The organism is Pseudomonas sp. A6 (genome assembly GCF_052367875.1).
GTDB classification, from domain to species: Bacteria; Pseudomonadota; Gammaproteobacteria; order Pseudomonadales; family Pseudomonadaceae; genus Pseudomonas; species Pseudomonas citronellolis.
Genome location: NZ_CP198970.1, coordinates 3,769,539 through 3,784,566 on the forward strand (window position 1 = coordinate 3,769,539; position 15,028 = coordinate 3,784,566).

Genomic DNA, 15,028 nt, shown 5'->3' on the forward strand with positions numbered 1-15,028 from the left:
CGAATGAAAGCCCTGAGCCTACTGCCCGCCTGCCTGCTGCTGGGCGCCTGCGCCGGCGCCCCGCAACCCCTCGACAGCGGCATCGCCACCCCGCCCGCCTGGCAGTACGGCGCCGGCGACACCCGCCGCGGCGAGCTGCAGCGCTGGTGGACGCGCTTCGGCGCCGGCGAGCTGGACGGCCTGATCCAGCGCGCCCTGGACAACAGCCAGGACCTGGCCGCGGCCATCGCCCGCGTCGACCAGGCCCGCGCCAGCGCGGTGATCGCCGGCGCACCGCTGCTGCCGGAAGTCAACGCGCAACTGGGCGTCACCCGCGAGAAGCTGCTGCACGGCACCGGCTACAGCGGCATCGACGCCAGCGAGGACGACGAAGCGGTGGACACCTTCAGCGCCGGCCTCAGCGCCAGCTACGAAGTGGACTTCTGGGGCGGCCGCCGTGCCGCCTACCGCAGCGCGCTGCAAAGCCTCAAGGCTAGCGAGTACGACCGCGCCACCGTGGAACTGACATTGGTGGCAGGGGTCGCCGACGCCTACCTGCAGGTGCTCGCGCTGCGCGAACAGCAGCGCATCGCCCGGCTCAACCTGGAGAACGCCGAGCAAGTCCTGGGCCTGGTGCGCAGCCGCCGCGAGGCCGGCTCCGCCACCGAGCTGGAGGTGGCCCAGCAGAGCGGCCTGGTGGCCGCCCAGCAGCGCCAGTTGCCGCTGCTGCTGCAACAGGAACGAGATGCCCAGGTCACCCTGGCCACCCTGATCGGCGAACCGCTGCCGGCCCTGAAACTGGGCGGCCAGCCGTTCGACAGCGTGCACTGGCCACGGATCGGCGCCGGCCTGCCCAGCGAACTGCTCACCCGCCGCCCGGACATCGCCCGCGCCGAAGCGCAACTGGCGGCGGCCCAGGCCGACGTGCAGGTGGCCCGCGCCGCGATGCTGCCCAGCCTGACGCTGACGGCCAACCTGTCCTCCGGCGCCAACCACGCCTCCGACCTGCTGCGCACCTCCTACTACGACCTGGGCGCCAACCTGCTCGCGCCCATCTTCAACCACGGCCGCCTGGGCGCCGAGCGCGACCGCCGCCTGGCGCTGCAACGCGAGCTGCTGGAGAACTACCGCAAGGCCATCCTCGGCGCCTTCGCCGACACCGAGCGCTCGCTGAACGGCATCGACGGCATCGACCGCCAGCTGCACTGGCAGCAGCAGGAACTGGAACAGGCGCAGCGCGCCTTCGAACTCTCCGACAGCCGCTACCAGGCCGGCGCGGAAACCCTGCTCACGGTGCTGGACACCCAGCGCACCCTCTACCAGGCGCAGGACGCCGCGGTGCAGCTGCGCCTGGCGCGCCTGCAGGCGGCGGTGGGGTTGTTCAAGGCCCTGGGGGGCGGCTGGGAAGAGAGCGGCAGCCTCGCCCGGCGACCCTGACGCCGCGCTCTTCACACCCAGGCACTGGCACTCCTGCCTTCTTCAGCCGATTCATCCTCCGTTGACGGATACCCCCTACAGGCCTGCCTAGTGCGGACCTGCTGTGATAGCGGCTTCCCTTGGAAAGGAAGCCAGCCATGTTCTCCCCCGCCAACCAGCCCCATTTCAGCCTGAATATCGACGGCCTCGACAGCGACCTGCAAGTCCTCGAATTCCACGGCCGCGAAGCCCTGAACCAACCCTACCGCTTCGATATCGAGCTGGTCAGCGAACGTCCCGACCTGGACCTGGAAAGCCTGCTGCACAAGGGCGCCTACCTGGACCTGGGGCAGGGCCACGGCATCCATGGCCAGTTGCACCGGGTGGCCCAGGGCGAATCCAGCAAGCGCCTGACCCGCTACCAAGTGAGCCTGGTGCCACGTTTGGCCTACCTCGCGCATCGACATAACCAGCGCATTTTCCAGCAGCTGACGGTGCCGCAGATCATCGCCCGGGTGCTGGAGGAGCACGGCATCCTCGCCGACGCCCAGCGCTTCCAGCTCGGCCCCACCGTCTACCCGCCGCGCGACTACTGCACCCAGTACGATGAGAGTGACCTGCACTTCGTCCAGCGCCTGTGCGAAGAGGAAGGCCTCCACTACCACTTCGAGCACGGCCCCGACGGGCACCTGCTGGTGTTCGGCGACGACCAGACGGCTTTCCCCAAGCTGGCGCCGGTGGCCTACCAGCAGGACTCCGGCCTGGTCGCCGACCTGCCGGTGATCAAGCGCTTCGGTCAGCGTCTGGATACCCGTACCGCCCGCGTCAGCCGCCGCGACTACGACTTCGAGAAGCCCAGGCTGCAACTGGAAAGCACGGCGCGCAGCGACAGTCGCCCGGACCTCGAAGACTACGATTACCCCGGCCGCTTCACCGACCGCGAACGCGGCAAGCTGCTGAGCCAACGCAGCCTGGAAAGGCACCGCGCCGACTACCGCCAGGCCGAGGGCCGCAGCGATCAGCCGAGCCTGCGCAGCGGCCATTTCCTGCCCCTGCGCGAGCACCCGCGCGGCGAGTGGAACGACCTCTGGTTGCTCACCGAAGTGTTGCACGAAGGCAAGCAGCCGCAGGTGCTGGAAGAGTCGGTCACCAGAGACGCCCGCGACGGCAAGGACGACTTCCACCAGGGCTACCGCAACCGTTTCCTCGCCACGCCCTGGGACGTGCCCTACCGCCCGCCGCTGGCGCATCCCAAGCCGCGCGTGCTGGGCAGCCAGACCGCCGTGGTGACGGGGCCGAAGGGCGAGGAAATCCATTGTGACCGCTACGGCAGGGTCAAGGTGCAGTTCCACTGGGACCGCATCGGTGCGGCCGACGACAAGACCAGTTGCTGGCTGCGCGTGGCCTCCAGTTGGGCTGGCAAGCAGTACGGCGCCATCGCCATCCCGCGCATCGGCATGGAAGTGCTGGTGACCTTCCTCGAGGGTGATCCGGACCAGCCGCTGATCAGCGGCTGCCTGTACCACGCCGAGCACCTGCCGGCCTACGAGCTGCCGGCGAACAAGACCCGCAGCCTGTTCAAGACACTCTCCAGCCCCGGCGGCGGTGGCTACAACGAGCTGCGCATCGAGGACCGCAAGGGCCAGGAACAGATCTACCTGCATGCCCAGCGCGACTGGGACGAGAACATCGAGCGCGACCAGAAGATCCGCGTCGGCCACGAACGCCACGAAACCGTGGAAGCCAACGCCTACAGCGAGTTCAAGGCCGAGGAGCACCGCACCACCCATGGCGACCGCAAGGTCGAGGTGCGCGCCGACGACCACCTCTCGGTGGGCAATGATCAGCACGTGAAGCTCGGCAGTGGCCAGTTCATCGAGGCCGGCAACGAAATCCACTACTACGCCGGCGAGAAGGTGGCGATCGACGCGGGCCAGGAACTGACGCTCAAGGCCGGCGGCAGCTTCGTCAAGCTCGACCCCGGCGGCGTCACCCTCAGCGGTGCCGAGGTGATGCTCAACAGCGGCGGCAGTCCCGGTGTCGGCACGCCGGCCGCGCCCCTGCTGCCCGGGCCGTTGCAACAGGCGGACCAGGACAAGCCCGGAGCCTTGCTGATCGCCGCGCAGCGCCAGGCCCTGCTGCGCAAGTTGCCGGTGTGCGCCATCTGCGCCCAGGCAGCGGGAGCGCAAGCATGAACGCCGAGGTTCGCTACCTGCCGCCGCTGCCAGTCGGCCTGCCATGGGCCGAAGGGGCCAGCCTGCTGCTGGATGGCGCCAGCCTCGCAGAGCTCCCCCAATGGCTGCGGCAATGGAGCGGGACCACGACCTTCCAGCTCCTCTACGCCCAGACGCGATGGGACGAGCTGGTCGATATCTCCCCCTGCCTCGTCCAGCTGAACGGGCCGGACGATGCGTTGCTCGACGCCTTTCTGGCTCAGGGCCAGGGGGATTGGGGCTACCTGCTGTTCGGCCTGGCCCCCTGGCATGAACGGCTCGCCCATCTGCGCTGGCTGCTCAACGTACGCCATCCCCAGGGCGAGGAAATGCTCCTGCGCCTGGCCGATCCGGCGGTAGCCAATGCGCTGCTGGGGCGGGCCGTGGCCAATGGCGATGCCTGCCTGTTCGGCCCATTCGAAACCATCCTCGCCTTCGATGGCGAAACCCGCTCCTGGCTATGTCACCGTCGCCCCGCGGGGCCTGTGCCGGCTCGACAGGACGGCCCGTACCGACTTGACGACGAAGAACTGGAACGCCTGGGCGAAGTGCGCTGGCAACGTGTCGTGGAACAACTGGATGCGCACCTGCGGCAGGCCTTCCCGCACTACGCCGCGGACTGCGACAGGTCGGCGCGCTGCGCCCATTTGCGCGGGTTGGCCGAGCAGGCCCACGCCAGAGGCCTATATAGCGAAGTCGACATTGCCCGCTATGCCAACCTCTTCGGTCTGCTGGGCGAGCAAGCGCTGCAGGACTACCCGGAGATAGCCGCACTGCTCGACACGACGTCCAGCCAAACGCCATCCCGGCGCCTGGAGGCTGCCGCGGACCTCGCCTACGCCATCGTCCTGCAAGCAAGGAGCGCTTCATGATCAGCAACCCCAACCGCCTGCACGGCATGAGCCATGACGACGCCCGCAACCCGATAGCCAGTTGTCCAGCGCGCCAGAACGAGCTGTACGTCGTCCCGGCGCGCTACGCCCTGGCCGAGCACCCCGCCCGCCACGCCAGCCTGCAACCGGCCGTGCGTGCCAGCAGCCACCCCATGGCCCTGCGCCGCCTGCGCGGTGGCTTCCTCTACCTCTGGCATGCGCAGGGGCCGCTGCAACGCTATGCCGTGGCCGCCGACGGGTTGCTGCAGGCGCAGCCGCTGACGGCCGACGAGAGCGTCCTGCTGCACGGCAGCCAGGCCGGCTTCGCCCTGGACAAGCGCCACGATGCCTGGCTCCTGTACAGCGAAATCCCCCTCGGCGCAGACGCCTGCGCCCAACTGGCGGAGGCCAGCATCCGCCTGGGCATGGGGCCGATCAATCTGCTGCTGCTCGCATTGGGAGGTGTGTACCTGTACGCCTGGTGGCGGCAATCCACACCACTGCAGCAGTATCTGGCCAACTGTTGCTGGTCCAAGGCTCGCGCCGGCAATACCGATCCCATTCCCGCTGAGCAGCAGCAACGGGAGTTCGACCAGTTGCTGATACTGCTTTACCAGCCACGCGTCAGCGTGGACAGCAAGTCCCAGCGGGTGCCCGGCTCCCTGGGCGACACCGTCAGCCTGGAAGCCATCCAGCGCCTGACCATCGACCTGCCGGGTGCCGAACCGTCCAGTGTCGAACTGGACCTGGGCCTGATCGGCAGTCCCGTACCCGACCACTTCCGCATGCTCCGCAGCAACGACCTACCGAGCCTGGATATTGGCGATCTCTGGCTGGAGCGCAGCCAATGCACCTGGATACCGTCGGATCAAGGCCAGGGCCTGCGCCTGAGCGGCACCTTCCGCCAGGCCCAGGTGCGTCTCTCGCTACGCCTGCGCTACCGCAACCCACTGGTGGATCTGGCCGGCATCACGACCATCGGCGGAAGACAGGGCGTGGCCTATGTCCTGACGGCGGAAATTGCACCGATTGTCCTACGCCCCAGCGAACCCACCCCGGAACTGGATCGTGCACAAACCTACCGCCTGACCGGCGAGAACCACCTGCATCCCAAGGAGTCTCGATGACGCTTCCCCCCGCCGGCAGCCAGAAGAAGGGCTTCCTCTCCCGCGAGGACTACCTGGCGCCACCGGCCATTCCCACCGGGCAGCCCCCAAGGGATGTACTTAATACCATCTGGCGCAAGAACGAGGTGTTTCTCGATATCGGCCAGTACAGCATTGGTTCGTTTGTGATGATAGTTTGGCCTTTAATATTGTTATTTTTCCTGATCAACGACATGCCATCTCTGGATGAGTCACAGGAAATACAAGTGCTCTATTGGTTTGGTTTCTTCTGCTTTGTTGCTTTTCCTATTCTCATATTGCTTTATGCATTGATTCAATCACCTCCTCCTCCCACCCGTTTTAACCGCCAACGCCGCGAAGTCTGCGTACCACAGAAAGACGGTAGTTACTGGATAGTGTCCTGGGAAAGCGTGGTGGCGCAGGCCATTGCCATGGACTCGGTGGGACGCCATGGCAAGACCACCCAAGGCATGCTGGTGGTGGGCTTCAAGAACCCGGACCCGAATGCGAAGGAAGGCGAACGGGATTGCAGTATGGGATTCAGTTGTGGTGGCGGTACTACGGCGATGTGCCTGTGGGAGTGTATTCGCAGTTATATGGAGATCGGTCCCGAGGCGGTGCCTAAATGCCATTTCGAAGGAGAGAAAACCGGTAGAAGTCTGCTGGGTTGGTTCTTGAGCATCATGGGCGATGCCATTCGTTCCCTATTGAGGGGAAACGTCAAGTCCGCGCTCAAGGACGTTTTCTTCACCTTCTTTCTAGGCGCTCCGCTAGGTTTTTATCTACAGGAGCGAAAGCTGATCCCCCCTCCCGACCTGACCGCCCCCGCCATAGTCGAATGGTCCAACCCCCTGCCACCCGAACAATGGGCCAAGCGTTCCCCTGAGTGGGACGAAGCCATTCGCCAACGTGAGGCTGAGTTGGCGGGAGAGGTTGCGACATGACGCTTCCCCCCGCCGGCAGCCAGAAGAAGGGCCTGTTCTCCCGCGAGGACTACCTGGCGCCACCGGCCATTCCCACCGGCCAGCCCCCAAGGGATGTGCTTAATACCATCTGGCGCAAGAACGAGGTATTTCTCGATATCGGCCAGTACAGCATTGGCTCGTTTGTAATAATGCTATGGCCGCAGCTACTAATAGCCATCTGGTTACTCATCAATGTACGAGATAACGGCGAACTCTTCTCGATGTTCAGCATATTGTTCTCTTTCGTTATTGGTATTCCTCTGTTGATGCTCCTCTACAGTCTGGCCAAGCCTGTATCACTTCCCACCCGCTTCAACCGCCAACGCCGCGAAGTCTGCGTACCGCAAAAAGACGGCAGTTACTGGATAGTGCCTTGGGAAACCGTGGTGGCACAGGCCATTGCCATGGACTCGGTGGGCCGCCATGGCAAGACGACCCAAGGCATGCTGGTGGTGGGGTTCAAGACCCCGGCCCCGAATGCGAAGGAAGGCGAACGGGACTGCAGCATGGGGTTCAGTTGTGGTGGCGGTACTACGGCGATGCGCCTGTGGGAATGCATGCGCAGTTATATGGAAGTCGGGCCGGAAGCTGTCCCCGACAACCTTTGGCGCCTGAACAGGAAGAAAGGAATCCTGGCCAGCTATATCGATGATGTTATCGAAGCGGGGAAAACCAAGGGCTGGCTGCGGGCGTTGCTATGGGAAGGCTTCTGCGGGTTGATCGTGTTCAACACCTTGCTGATCGACCTGATCGAGCGAAAGAAACTCTCACCCCCTCCCGACCTGACTGATCCCAATATCGTCGAATGGTCCAAACCCCTACCGCCCGAACAATGGGCCAAGCGTTCCCCCGAGTGGGACGAAGCCATTCACCAACGTGAGGCAGAACTGGCGCGAGAGATTGCGATATGAAGCTTCCCCCTGCCGGCAGCCAGAAGAAGGGCCTGTTCTCCCGCGAGGACTACCTGGCGCCACCGGCCATTCCCACCGGGCAGCCTCCAAAAGATGTGCTCAATACCATCTGGCGCAAGAACGAGGTGTTTCTTGATATTGGCGAGTACAGCATTGGCTCAGCGGTAATGATAGTGATGCGTTGATACGAGATTTGATAAGTACGGACTCGTCAGCCCATAGGCGCCTTTTGGGCACTGCTCGTCGAAAGCTACAAGGCCAACAAAGGCCGTAACTATCTTGGGTGCAACGATGTTGCAGGCATAGTGGGCAGCATTCTTCTTGCTCCCATGTTCGCCATCCAGAAGTTCACCTACGACATCGCCGCCAATGGCCCGAACGGGTCCGCGAGCGGCTGCGCACCGACGGCCCCACTACCCGATTGATCGATCTGGAGCGAGAGCGGGGTTGGATGTCTGAAACGCGCCACCCTGGCGCGCCAGCGCTTTCCGCCCCGCTCAGCGCTCCGCCAGCTTCAGGTTGCGCGCGTACCACGGCCGCCGCGGCGCGCGCTTGAGCCAGCCCTTGCGCTCGTCGTCCTCGGTGAGGATGACGCGCAGCGCCAGTTTCATGGTCTCCACGTCCAGGGCCACGTCGCTGCTGCTCGCCTGCAGGTCGGAGAGGCCGCAGCCGTGGGTGGACGGGCCCAGCCAGGGGTCGTCGATCTCCACCCAGCGGCCGCGGGCGAACCAGGGCATGCCCAGCACCTCGGCGCGGCGCACCTCGCCCGGGTGGAAGCGCTCGTGGGCGCGGAACCAGTCCTCGATGCGGTCGTCGATCCAGCCGTGGAAGCACCAGAACACCGGGTTCACATGGGAGGAGAAGGGGTCGCCGAGGAAGTCGTTCTCGCGCAGGAACCAGCGCGGCGCGAAGTCGGCGTAGTTGCGGTCGGTCATCAGCGGCGCGCCGTTGGACGGGTCGCGCGTCACGCTGGCCCAGCGCATGTGCAGCCAGTCGTGCATGCCCAGCTCCAGCTCCGAGCCGAACTGGCCCAGGGTGAGCTTCGCCAGGTAGGCCGGGTCCTGGTACTGCGATTCCCAGACCTGGAAGTTGCCGTGGTAGGCATCGGCGCTCTTCAGGCCGTGCAGCCACTGGCTGTATTCGTCATCGTCCACCGCCACCCAGGCCGGCGGCACCGAGCAGCCGTCGGCGTTCTCGAAGTAGCGGATGAAGCCGGCGCGGTCGTATTCCAGCGGCACCGCCGGCGGCGGCAGGCGCTGCCAGGACGGCAGGTCCTGCAGCGAGCGGGCCTTGGCCAGCATGCGGCGGTGCATGAAGAGGAAATCGATGCCCGAGGCGTTGCGGTCCTTGTGCCGGCCGCGCGCGTCGCGCTCGGCGTCCAGCGGCCCGGGTTGCCAGCCCACGCCGCGCAGGGCGTTGCGCTGGGCCTCGTCGAGGTGGTGCCACTTGTCCCGCGAGGCGTGCCAGAGCTGGTGGAACAGGCGGTGCTGCGGCGACACCAGCCAGGCCAGCAGCGCCTCGTTGAGCGGCAGGCGCTCGCGGGCCAGGGGAAAGGGCTGCTTCCTGGCGACGAAGCGGCAGTCCTGCTGCGGCAGGGCCAGGTCGCGGTCCAGGCGCTGCAGGCGGCCGCTGAGGGTGCCGTCGCCGGCATTCGCGAAGTTGTCCCACACCTCGTCGAACACGGCGCTGCATTCGTGACTGGGCGTGTTGCCTTCGCCCAGCAGGCGCCAGCGGATGTTCGCCGAGCTGGCGCCGACCAGGTCGCCGAGCACCCGGTAGCGCGGCGGTTCCGTGCCGCGCAGGCGCTCCGGGGTATCCAGCCAGCCGATCAGCCCGCGCCCGCGGGGGCCGCAGTCGAGGACCAGTTGCAGGCCTTCGGCGGGCAGGCCCGGCAGGCCGAGCCCAGGGTCAAGCAGGCGCAGATCCCAGATGCCGCGCAGGCGGTCGGCCAGGCGCAGCTCGGCGCCGGCGCTGGTTTCCAGGCTGGCTTCGCCGGGCGTCTCCGGCTCCCGCGCGTCCAGCTCGCGGCGTTGCAGTTCGCGGTAGCCGAAGTAAGCCGCCGTCGGCAACGCCGCCGCCCCCGTCACTGCCAGGGCCGCCATGAAACCGCGTCGAGAAACCGTCATCGTCCGTCCTGTGTCCGTCGCCAAGCAGGCTGTACCGAGGCTAGAACGGTCGGCCCGGCGGCAAATTTAGCGGTGCGCCGGCGCTAAATTTCCGCCCGCACGCCTCGTCCTCCCCCACAGGCGATGCCCTGCCCCGGGCTGCCATCCGACTCCAACGCTGACTGGGACGGCAATGACTAGCACCCGCACGAAAAAGATCCTCTGGCTCACCCTGCCCCTGCTCGTACTGGCCCTCGTGGCGGGCGCCGCGGCCTGGCTGCTGCTGGTCCGCGCCCAACCCTACCCACACGAGGTGATGGCCCACGCCGAGGCGCTGCACGAGCGCATCCTGTCCCTCGACAGCCGGGTGACCATACCCCTGGACTTCGGCACCGAAGGCCACGAGGCCGACCGCGACGGCCCCTCGCAGCTGGACCTGGTCAAGGCCGGGCGCGGCCGCCTGTCCGGCGCGGCCCTGGCGATCTTCGGCTGGCCGGAGATGTGGAGCGGCCCCGACGCCCCGCACAAGCCCACGCCGGGCTTCGTCGACGAGGCGCGGCACCAGCAGGAGATCCGCTACAGGATTCTCACCGGCATGGTCCGCGACTTCCCCGAGCGGGTGGGCATCGCCTACACGCCGGAGGACTTCCGCCGCCTGGCCATGGAAGGCAAGTTCGCCATCGTCATGAGCATGCTCAACGCCTACCCGCTGGGCGACGACCTGTCCCAGCTGGACCTGTGGGCGGCCCGCGGCATGCGCATGTTCGGCTTCAACTACGTGGGCAACAACAGCTGGTCCGACTCCTCCCGCCCGCTGCCCTTCTTCAACGATTCCGCCGACGCCCTCGGCGGCCTCTCGCCCCTGGGCAAGCAGGCGGTGCAACGGCTCAACGACCTGGGGGTGATCATCGACGTCTCGCAGATGTCGACCAAGGCCCTGGAGCAGGTCGCCGCCCTCAGCCGCGCGCCCATCGTCGCCTCGCATTCGGCGCCGCGCGCCCTGGTGGACATCCGCCGCAACCTCAGCGACCACGAGATGCAACTGATCAAGGACAGCGGCGGGGTCATCCAGGTGGTCGGCTTCCCGGCCTATCTGCGCCCGCTGAGCAAGCCCACCCTGGAGAAGCTCGACGCCCTGCGCGCGCGCTTCGACCTGCCGCCGCTGGCCGGCCTGGATTTCGCCCTGATGCCCGGCGACCCGGTGATCGCCATCTGGCCGGAGAAGAAGTTCGGCGAATACGCCAGCAGCCTCTACGGCATCCTCGAAGAAGAACCCAAGGCCGGCCTGGCGGACTTCGTCAACGCCATCGACTACACGGTGAAGAAGGTCGGCATCGACCACGTCGGCATCAGCTCCGACTTCAACGACGGCGGCGGCCTGGACGGCTGGAAGGACGAGAGCGAAATCCGCAACGTCACCGCCGAGCTGATCACCCGCGGCTACTCCGATGCCGACATCGCCAAGCTCTGGGGCGGCAACTTCCTGCGCGCATGGGGCGAGGTGCAGAAGCGCGCCAAGCCGCCCGTCGCCACCCGTTGAACCGCGCCAAGGACATTCCATGAACGATCGCCGTACCTTCCTCAAGCAGGCCGGGTTGCTCGCCGCCAGCCTGCCGCTGCTGCAGACCTCCGACCTGGCCCTGGCCGCCGCCGCGCCGGCCGGCGCGGACAAGTGGCAGGCCCTGCGCCGGCAATTCGACCTTGCCCCGGACTACCTGCACTTCGCCAACTTCCTGCTGACCTCGCACCCGCGCCCGGTGCAGCAGGCCATAGATGCGCTGCGCGCGCGCTTCAACGCCAACCCCGGCGAGGCGGTGGACTGGGACCGCGAAGAGGTCTGGAAATACGAGGACGAGACGCGCGCCTGGGCCGGCCGCTACTTCGGCGTCAACCCGGCGCAGGTGGCCCTCACCGGCAGCACCACCGACGGCCTCGCCGCCATCTACGGCGGCCTGCTGGTGGCGCCGGGCAAGGAAATCCTCACCTCCAGCCACGAGCACTATTCCACCTACACCACCCTGGAATACCGCCAGCAGCGCATGGGCACCCAGGTGCGCAAGATTCCCCTGTTCAAGGACCCGCACCGGGCCTCGGCCGACGAAATCCTCGCCAATATCCGCCGCAACATCCGCCCCGAAACCCGGGTGCTGGGCATGACCTGGGTGCAGTCGGGCAGCGGCGTGAAGCTGCCGGTGCGGCAGATCGGCCAACTGGTGGCCGAGGCCAACCGCAACCGCGACGCCGCCGAGCGGATCATCTACGTGGTCGACGGCGTGCACGGCTTCGGCGTGGAGGACGCGAACTTCGCCGACTTCGGCTGCGACTACTTCATCGCCGGCACCCACAAGTGGCTGTTCGGCCCGCGCGGCACCGGCGTCATCATCGCCCGCGAGGAGCAGTTGCAGGAGCACCTGGTGCCGAGCATCCCCACCTTCACCCGCGCCGACAACTTCGGCACCCTGATGACCCCCGGCGGCTACCACGCCTTCGAACACCGCCTGGCATTGGGCAAGGCCTTCGAGCTGCACCTGCAGCTGGGCAAGGCCGACGTCCAGGCGCGCATCCACCAGCTCAACGGCTACCTCAAGCAGCGCCTGGCCGAGCACACGAAAGTGCGCCTGGTCACGCCGACCAGTCCGGAACTCTCCTCCGGCTTCACCTTCTTCCGCGTCGACGGCCGCGACTGCGACGCCGTGGCCCGGCACCTGATGGCGCACAAGGTGATCAGCGACGCCGTGGACCGCGACGTCGGCCCGGTGGTACGCCTGGCGCCCAGCCTGCTCAACGACGAGGCGCAGATCGACCGGGTGATGGCCATCCTCGCCCCGCAGCTCGCCTGACCCGCTTCCCCACTTCACGAGAACCGCCATGCACGCATTACCGCCCCTGGCCCTGGCCACCCTGCTCCTGGCCGCCCCCACCGCTTTCGCCGCCGAGGCGCACAAGCCGGGCGCCGTGTTCAAGGACTGCAAGGACTGCCCCGAGATGGTGGTGCTGCCCGCCGGCAGCTTCACCATGGGCACCCCGGACGACGAGGTGGGCCGCCAGCCGGACGAAGGCCCGCTGCACACCGTGACCTTCGCCCGGCCCTTCGCCATCAGCCGCTACCAGGTCACCGCCGCCGAGCTGGACGCCTACCTGAAGGCCACAGGCGTGCGCCTGGCCAACGGCGACACCCGCCCCGGCCGCGAATGCATCGCCGGCAAGCCGCGCTACCAGCAGGGCCCGCGCCAGCCGGCGGTGTGCGTCGACTACGAGGACGTGAAGCGCTACGCGGCCTGGCTGTCGAAGAAGACCGGCCAGCATTACCGGATGATCAGCGAAGCCGAACGCGAATATGCCGCCCGCGCCGGCAGCGCCGGGCCCTTCCCGTTCCCCTTCGACGAAGGCAAGGACTACAGCATCGCCAAGCACGCCAACACCTACGGCGCCTCGGACGGCTACAACTTCACCTCGCCGGCGGGCAGCTTCCCGCCCAACGCCTTCGGCGTGTACGACATGCACGGCAACGTCTACGAATGGGTCGCCGACTGCTGGCACGACAACTACGACGGCGCCCCCAGCGACGGCAGCGCCTGGATCGACAGCGACTGCAAGCTGGTGCAGATCCGCGGCAACGACTGGGGCGAGGCGCCGATCTTCTCCCGCTCGGGCAACCGCAACAATGCCTACAAGGACGTACGCGGCGACTGGATCGGTTTCCGCGTCGCCCGCGAAATCTGAACCGCCGTCCCACCGAAACAGCGAGGAAATGGGAACCCCTATGACCCAGCCCAAGCCCGGCGCCCTGCGTGAACTACTCGTCCGCCTGCGGCCCTTCCGCGTCCTCATGACCGCCGCCATCGTCCTGGGCATGCTCGGCGGCCTGGCCATCACCCTGCTGCTGGCGCTGATCAACGATGCCCTGCACGCCAGCGACGGGCTCAGCCAGGGAATGCTGGCCGGCTTCGCCGCGCTGTGCCTGCTGGCCCTGGGCAGTTCCATCGCCTCGGACATCGGCACCAACTATGTCGGCCAGCACGTCATCGCCAGCCTGCGCAAGACCCTCGGCGAGAAGGTGCTGCTGGCGCCCATCGAGCAGATCGAGCGGTTCCGCAGCCACCGCCTGATCCCGATCCTCACCCATGACGTCGACACGGCCAGCAACTTCGCCTTCTGCTTCGCCCCGCTGGCGATCGCCTTCACCGTCACCCTTGGCTGCCTGGGCTACCTGGCCTGGCTGTCGCTGCCGATGTTCGCCCTGACGGTGCTGGCCACCGCACTGGGCACGGCCATCCAGTACGTGGCCCGGACCCGCGGCATCGAAGGCTTCGAGACCGCGCGCAATGCCGAGGACGAACTGCAGCGGCACTATAACGCCATCGTCGGCGGCGCCAAGGAACTGCGCATCCACCGCCTGCGCCGCCAGCGCATGTTCCGCCAGCGCATCGAGCACACCGCCGACCACATCTGCAACACCCACATCCGCGCCATCAATACCTTCGTGGTCGCCAAGGCGCTGGGCTCGACGCTGTTCTTCGTGGTTATCGGCCTGGTGCTCGCCGTGCAGAGCCTCTGGCCGCTGGCCGAACCAGGGGTGCTCAGCGGCTTCGTGCTGGTGCTGCTGTACATGAAGGGGCCGCTGGAGTACCTGGTGGCCACGCTGCCGGTAATCAGCCGGGCGAACATCGCCTTCCGTCGCATCGCTGACCTGGCCGAGCAGTTCTCCTCGCCCGAGCCGCACCTGCTGCTCAACGACGCCGAACAGCGCCCGCAGGCGGTACACAGCCTGGAGCTGCGTGACGTGTACTACGGCTTCCCGCCGGTGGACAGCCAGCCACCGTTCGCCCTGGGCCCGGTGAACCTGTCGATTCGCGAGGGCGACATCGTCTTCATCGTCGGCGAGAACGGCGGCGGCAAGACCACCCTGATCAAGCTACTGCTGGGCCTGTACGCGCCGCAGCACGGCGAGATCGTGCTCAACGGCCGGTCGGTGGAGGCGCACGAGCGCGATGACTACCGCCAGCTGTTCAGCACCATCTTCGCCGACTACTACCTGTTCGACGAGCTGCTGCAGGCCGACCCCCAGGCTGCGCAGGCCGCCGGGCGCTACCTGGAGCGCCTGGAGATCGCACACAAGGTGAGCATCCGCGACGGCGCTTTCAGCACCACCGACCTGTCCACCGGCCAACGCAAGCGCCTGGCTCTGCTCAACGCCTGGCTGGAGGAACGCCCGGTGCTGGTGTTCGACGAATGGGCCGCGGACCAGGACCCGATGTTCCGCCGAATCTTCTACACCGAGCTGTTGCCGGAACTGAAGGCGCTGGGCAAGACCATCATTGTCATCTCTCACGACGACCGTTACTTCGATGTCGCCGACCAGTTGGTGCGCATGGAATATGGCCGCGTGGCCAGCCAGCGCGTCGCCGCGACCACCGAATGACCTGCCTGCGATAGCGAG

Annotated in this window: 11 protein-coding genes and 1 pseudogene; 11 read left to right on the forward strand and 1 reads right to left on the reverse strand. The window is 66.9% G+C overall.

The features are described 5' to 3' along the window. The first annotated feature begins 3 nt into the window (after nt 1-3). The 7 genes and pseudogenes from ACTWJ5_RS16805 to ACTWJ5_RS16835 form a co-directional block, all read left to right on the forward strand. On the forward strand, nt 4-1,416 hold the full coding sequence (locus ACTWJ5_RS16805) for an efflux transporter outer membrane subunit (protein WP_256511285.1): 1,413 nt from the start codon (nt 4-6) through the stop codon (nt 1,414-1,416). Nucleotides 1,417-1,553: 137 nt separating this feature from the next. Continuing rightward, nucleotides 1,554-3,590 carry a type VI secretion system tip protein TssI/VgrG gene (gene tssI / locus ACTWJ5_RS16810; protein WP_444436121.1) on the forward strand — a complete coding sequence of 679 codons (2,037 nt, stop codon included), beginning with the start codon at nt 1,554-1,556 and terminating at the stop codon, nt 3,588-3,590. Further along, nucleotides 3,587-4,480 carry a DUF4123 domain-containing protein gene (locus tag ACTWJ5_RS16815; RefSeq protein WP_253411873.1) on the forward strand — a complete coding sequence of 298 codons (894 nt, stop codon included), beginning with the start codon at nt 3,587-3,589 and terminating at the stop codon, nt 4,478-4,480. Before tssI ends, ACTWJ5_RS16815 begins: the two co-directional genes overlap by 4 nt. Continuing rightward, on the forward strand, nt 4,477-5,607 hold the full coding sequence (locus ACTWJ5_RS16820; RefSeq protein WP_444436122.1) for a toxin VasX: 1,131 nt from the start codon (nt 4,477-4,479) through the stop codon (nt 5,605-5,607). The genes ACTWJ5_RS16815 and ACTWJ5_RS16820 overlap by 4 nt, the downstream gene beginning before the upstream one ends. Then, nucleotides 5,604-6,551: a hypothetical protein gene (locus ACTWJ5_RS16825; RefSeq protein WP_084302004.1), complete on the forward strand. Its 948-nt coding sequence runs from the start codon at nt 5,604-5,606 to the stop codon at nt 6,549-6,551. Before ACTWJ5_RS16820 ends, ACTWJ5_RS16825 begins: the two co-directional genes overlap by 4 nt. Beyond that, on the forward strand, nt 6,548-7,483 hold the full coding sequence (locus ACTWJ5_RS16830) for a hypothetical protein (RefSeq protein WP_444436123.1): 936 nt from the start codon (nt 6,548-6,550) through the stop codon (nt 7,481-7,483). Before ACTWJ5_RS16825 ends, ACTWJ5_RS16830 begins: the two co-directional genes overlap by 4 nt. Continuing rightward, nucleotides 7,480-7,659, forward strand: a pseudogene (locus ACTWJ5_RS16835) (hypothetical protein); the annotation flags it as partial. The gene ACTWJ5_RS16830 and the pseudogene ACTWJ5_RS16835, both read left to right, overlap by 4 nt. Before the next feature lie 321 nt (nt 7,660-7,980). Here ACTWJ5_RS16835 and pvdP read toward each other — a convergent pair. Further along, the gene (gene pvdP / locus ACTWJ5_RS16840; protein ID WP_444436125.1) at nt 7,981-9,609 is read right to left on the reverse strand and encodes a pyoverdine maturation tyrosinase PvdP; all 1,629 of its coding nucleotides are present in this window, start codon (nt 9,607-9,609) and stop codon (nt 7,981-7,983) included. A 172-nt stretch (nt 9,610-9,781) separates the two neighbouring features. Here pvdP and pvdM point away from each other — a divergent pair, with 172 nt between their 5' ends. Genes pvdM through ACTWJ5_RS16860 form a run of 4 tightly spaced genes read left to right on the forward strand, consistent with a single transcriptional unit; the run spans nt 9,782 to nt 15,010 of the window. After that, entirely contained in the window at nt 9,782-11,128 is a 1,347-nt protein-coding gene (gene pvdM, locus ACTWJ5_RS16845; RefSeq protein ID WP_444436127.1) for a pyoverdine-tailoring dipeptidase-like protein PvdM, read from the forward strand. Between the two features lie 19 nt (nt 11,129-11,147). After that, nucleotides 11,148-12,428, forward strand: a complete 1,281-nt coding sequence (gene pvdN, locus ACTWJ5_RS16850; RefSeq protein WP_444436129.1) for a pyoverdine-tailoring periplasmic protein PvdN — start codon at nt 11,148-11,150, stop codon at nt 12,426-12,428. Nucleotides 12,429-12,456: 28 nt separating this feature from the next. Beyond that, nucleotides 12,457-13,311: a dihydropyoverdine dehydrogenase gene (gene pvdO / locus ACTWJ5_RS16855; RefSeq protein WP_444436130.1), complete on the forward strand. Its 855-nt coding sequence runs from the start codon at nt 12,457-12,459 to the stop codon at nt 13,309-13,311. Between the two features lie 40 nt (nt 13,312-13,351). Then, complete coding sequence (locus ACTWJ5_RS16860; protein ID WP_444436131.1) at nt 13,352-15,010, forward strand: cyclic peptide export ABC transporter; 1,659 nt, start codon at nt 13,352-13,354, stop codon at nt 15,008-15,010. Nucleotides 15,011-15,028 lie beyond the last annotated feature (18 nt).

Coding starts and splice junctions, on each gene's coding strand:
- ACTWJ5_RS16805 (WP_256511285.1), top strand. CDS start 4: ATGAAAGCCCTGAGCCTACTGCCCGCCTGCCTGCTGCTGGGCGCCTGC.
- tssI (WP_444436121.1), top strand. CDS start 1,554: ATGTTCTCCCCCGCCAACCAGCCCCATTTCAGCCTGAATATCGACGGC.
- ACTWJ5_RS16815 (WP_253411873.1), top strand. CDS start 3,587: ATGAACGCCGAGGTTCGCTACCTGCCGCCGCTGCCAGTCGGCCTGCCA.
- ACTWJ5_RS16820 (WP_444436122.1), top strand. CDS start 4,477: ATGATCAGCAACCCCAACCGCCTGCACGGCATGAGCCATGACGACGCC.
- ACTWJ5_RS16825 (WP_084302004.1), top strand. CDS start 5,604: ATGACGCTTCCCCCCGCCGGCAGCCAGAAGAAGGGCTTCCTCTCCCGC.
- ACTWJ5_RS16830 (WP_444436123.1), top strand. CDS start 6,548: ATGACGCTTCCCCCCGCCGGCAGCCAGAAGAAGGGCCTGTTCTCCCGC.
- pvdP (WP_444436125.1), bottom strand. CDS start 9,609: ATGACGGTTTCTCGACGCGGTTTCATGGCGGCCCTGGCAGTGACGGGG.
- pvdM (WP_444436127.1), top strand. CDS start 9,782: ATGACTAGCACCCGCACGAAAAAGATCCTCTGGCTCACCCTGCCCCTG.
- pvdN (WP_444436129.1), top strand. CDS start 11,148: ATGAACGATCGCCGTACCTTCCTCAAGCAGGCCGGGTTGCTCGCCGCC.
- pvdO (WP_444436130.1), top strand. CDS start 12,457: ATGCACGCATTACCGCCCCTGGCCCTGGCCACCCTGCTCCTGGCCGCC.
- ACTWJ5_RS16860 (WP_444436131.1), top strand. CDS start 13,352: ATGACCCAGCCCAAGCCCGGCGCCCTGCGTGAACTACTCGTCCGCCTG.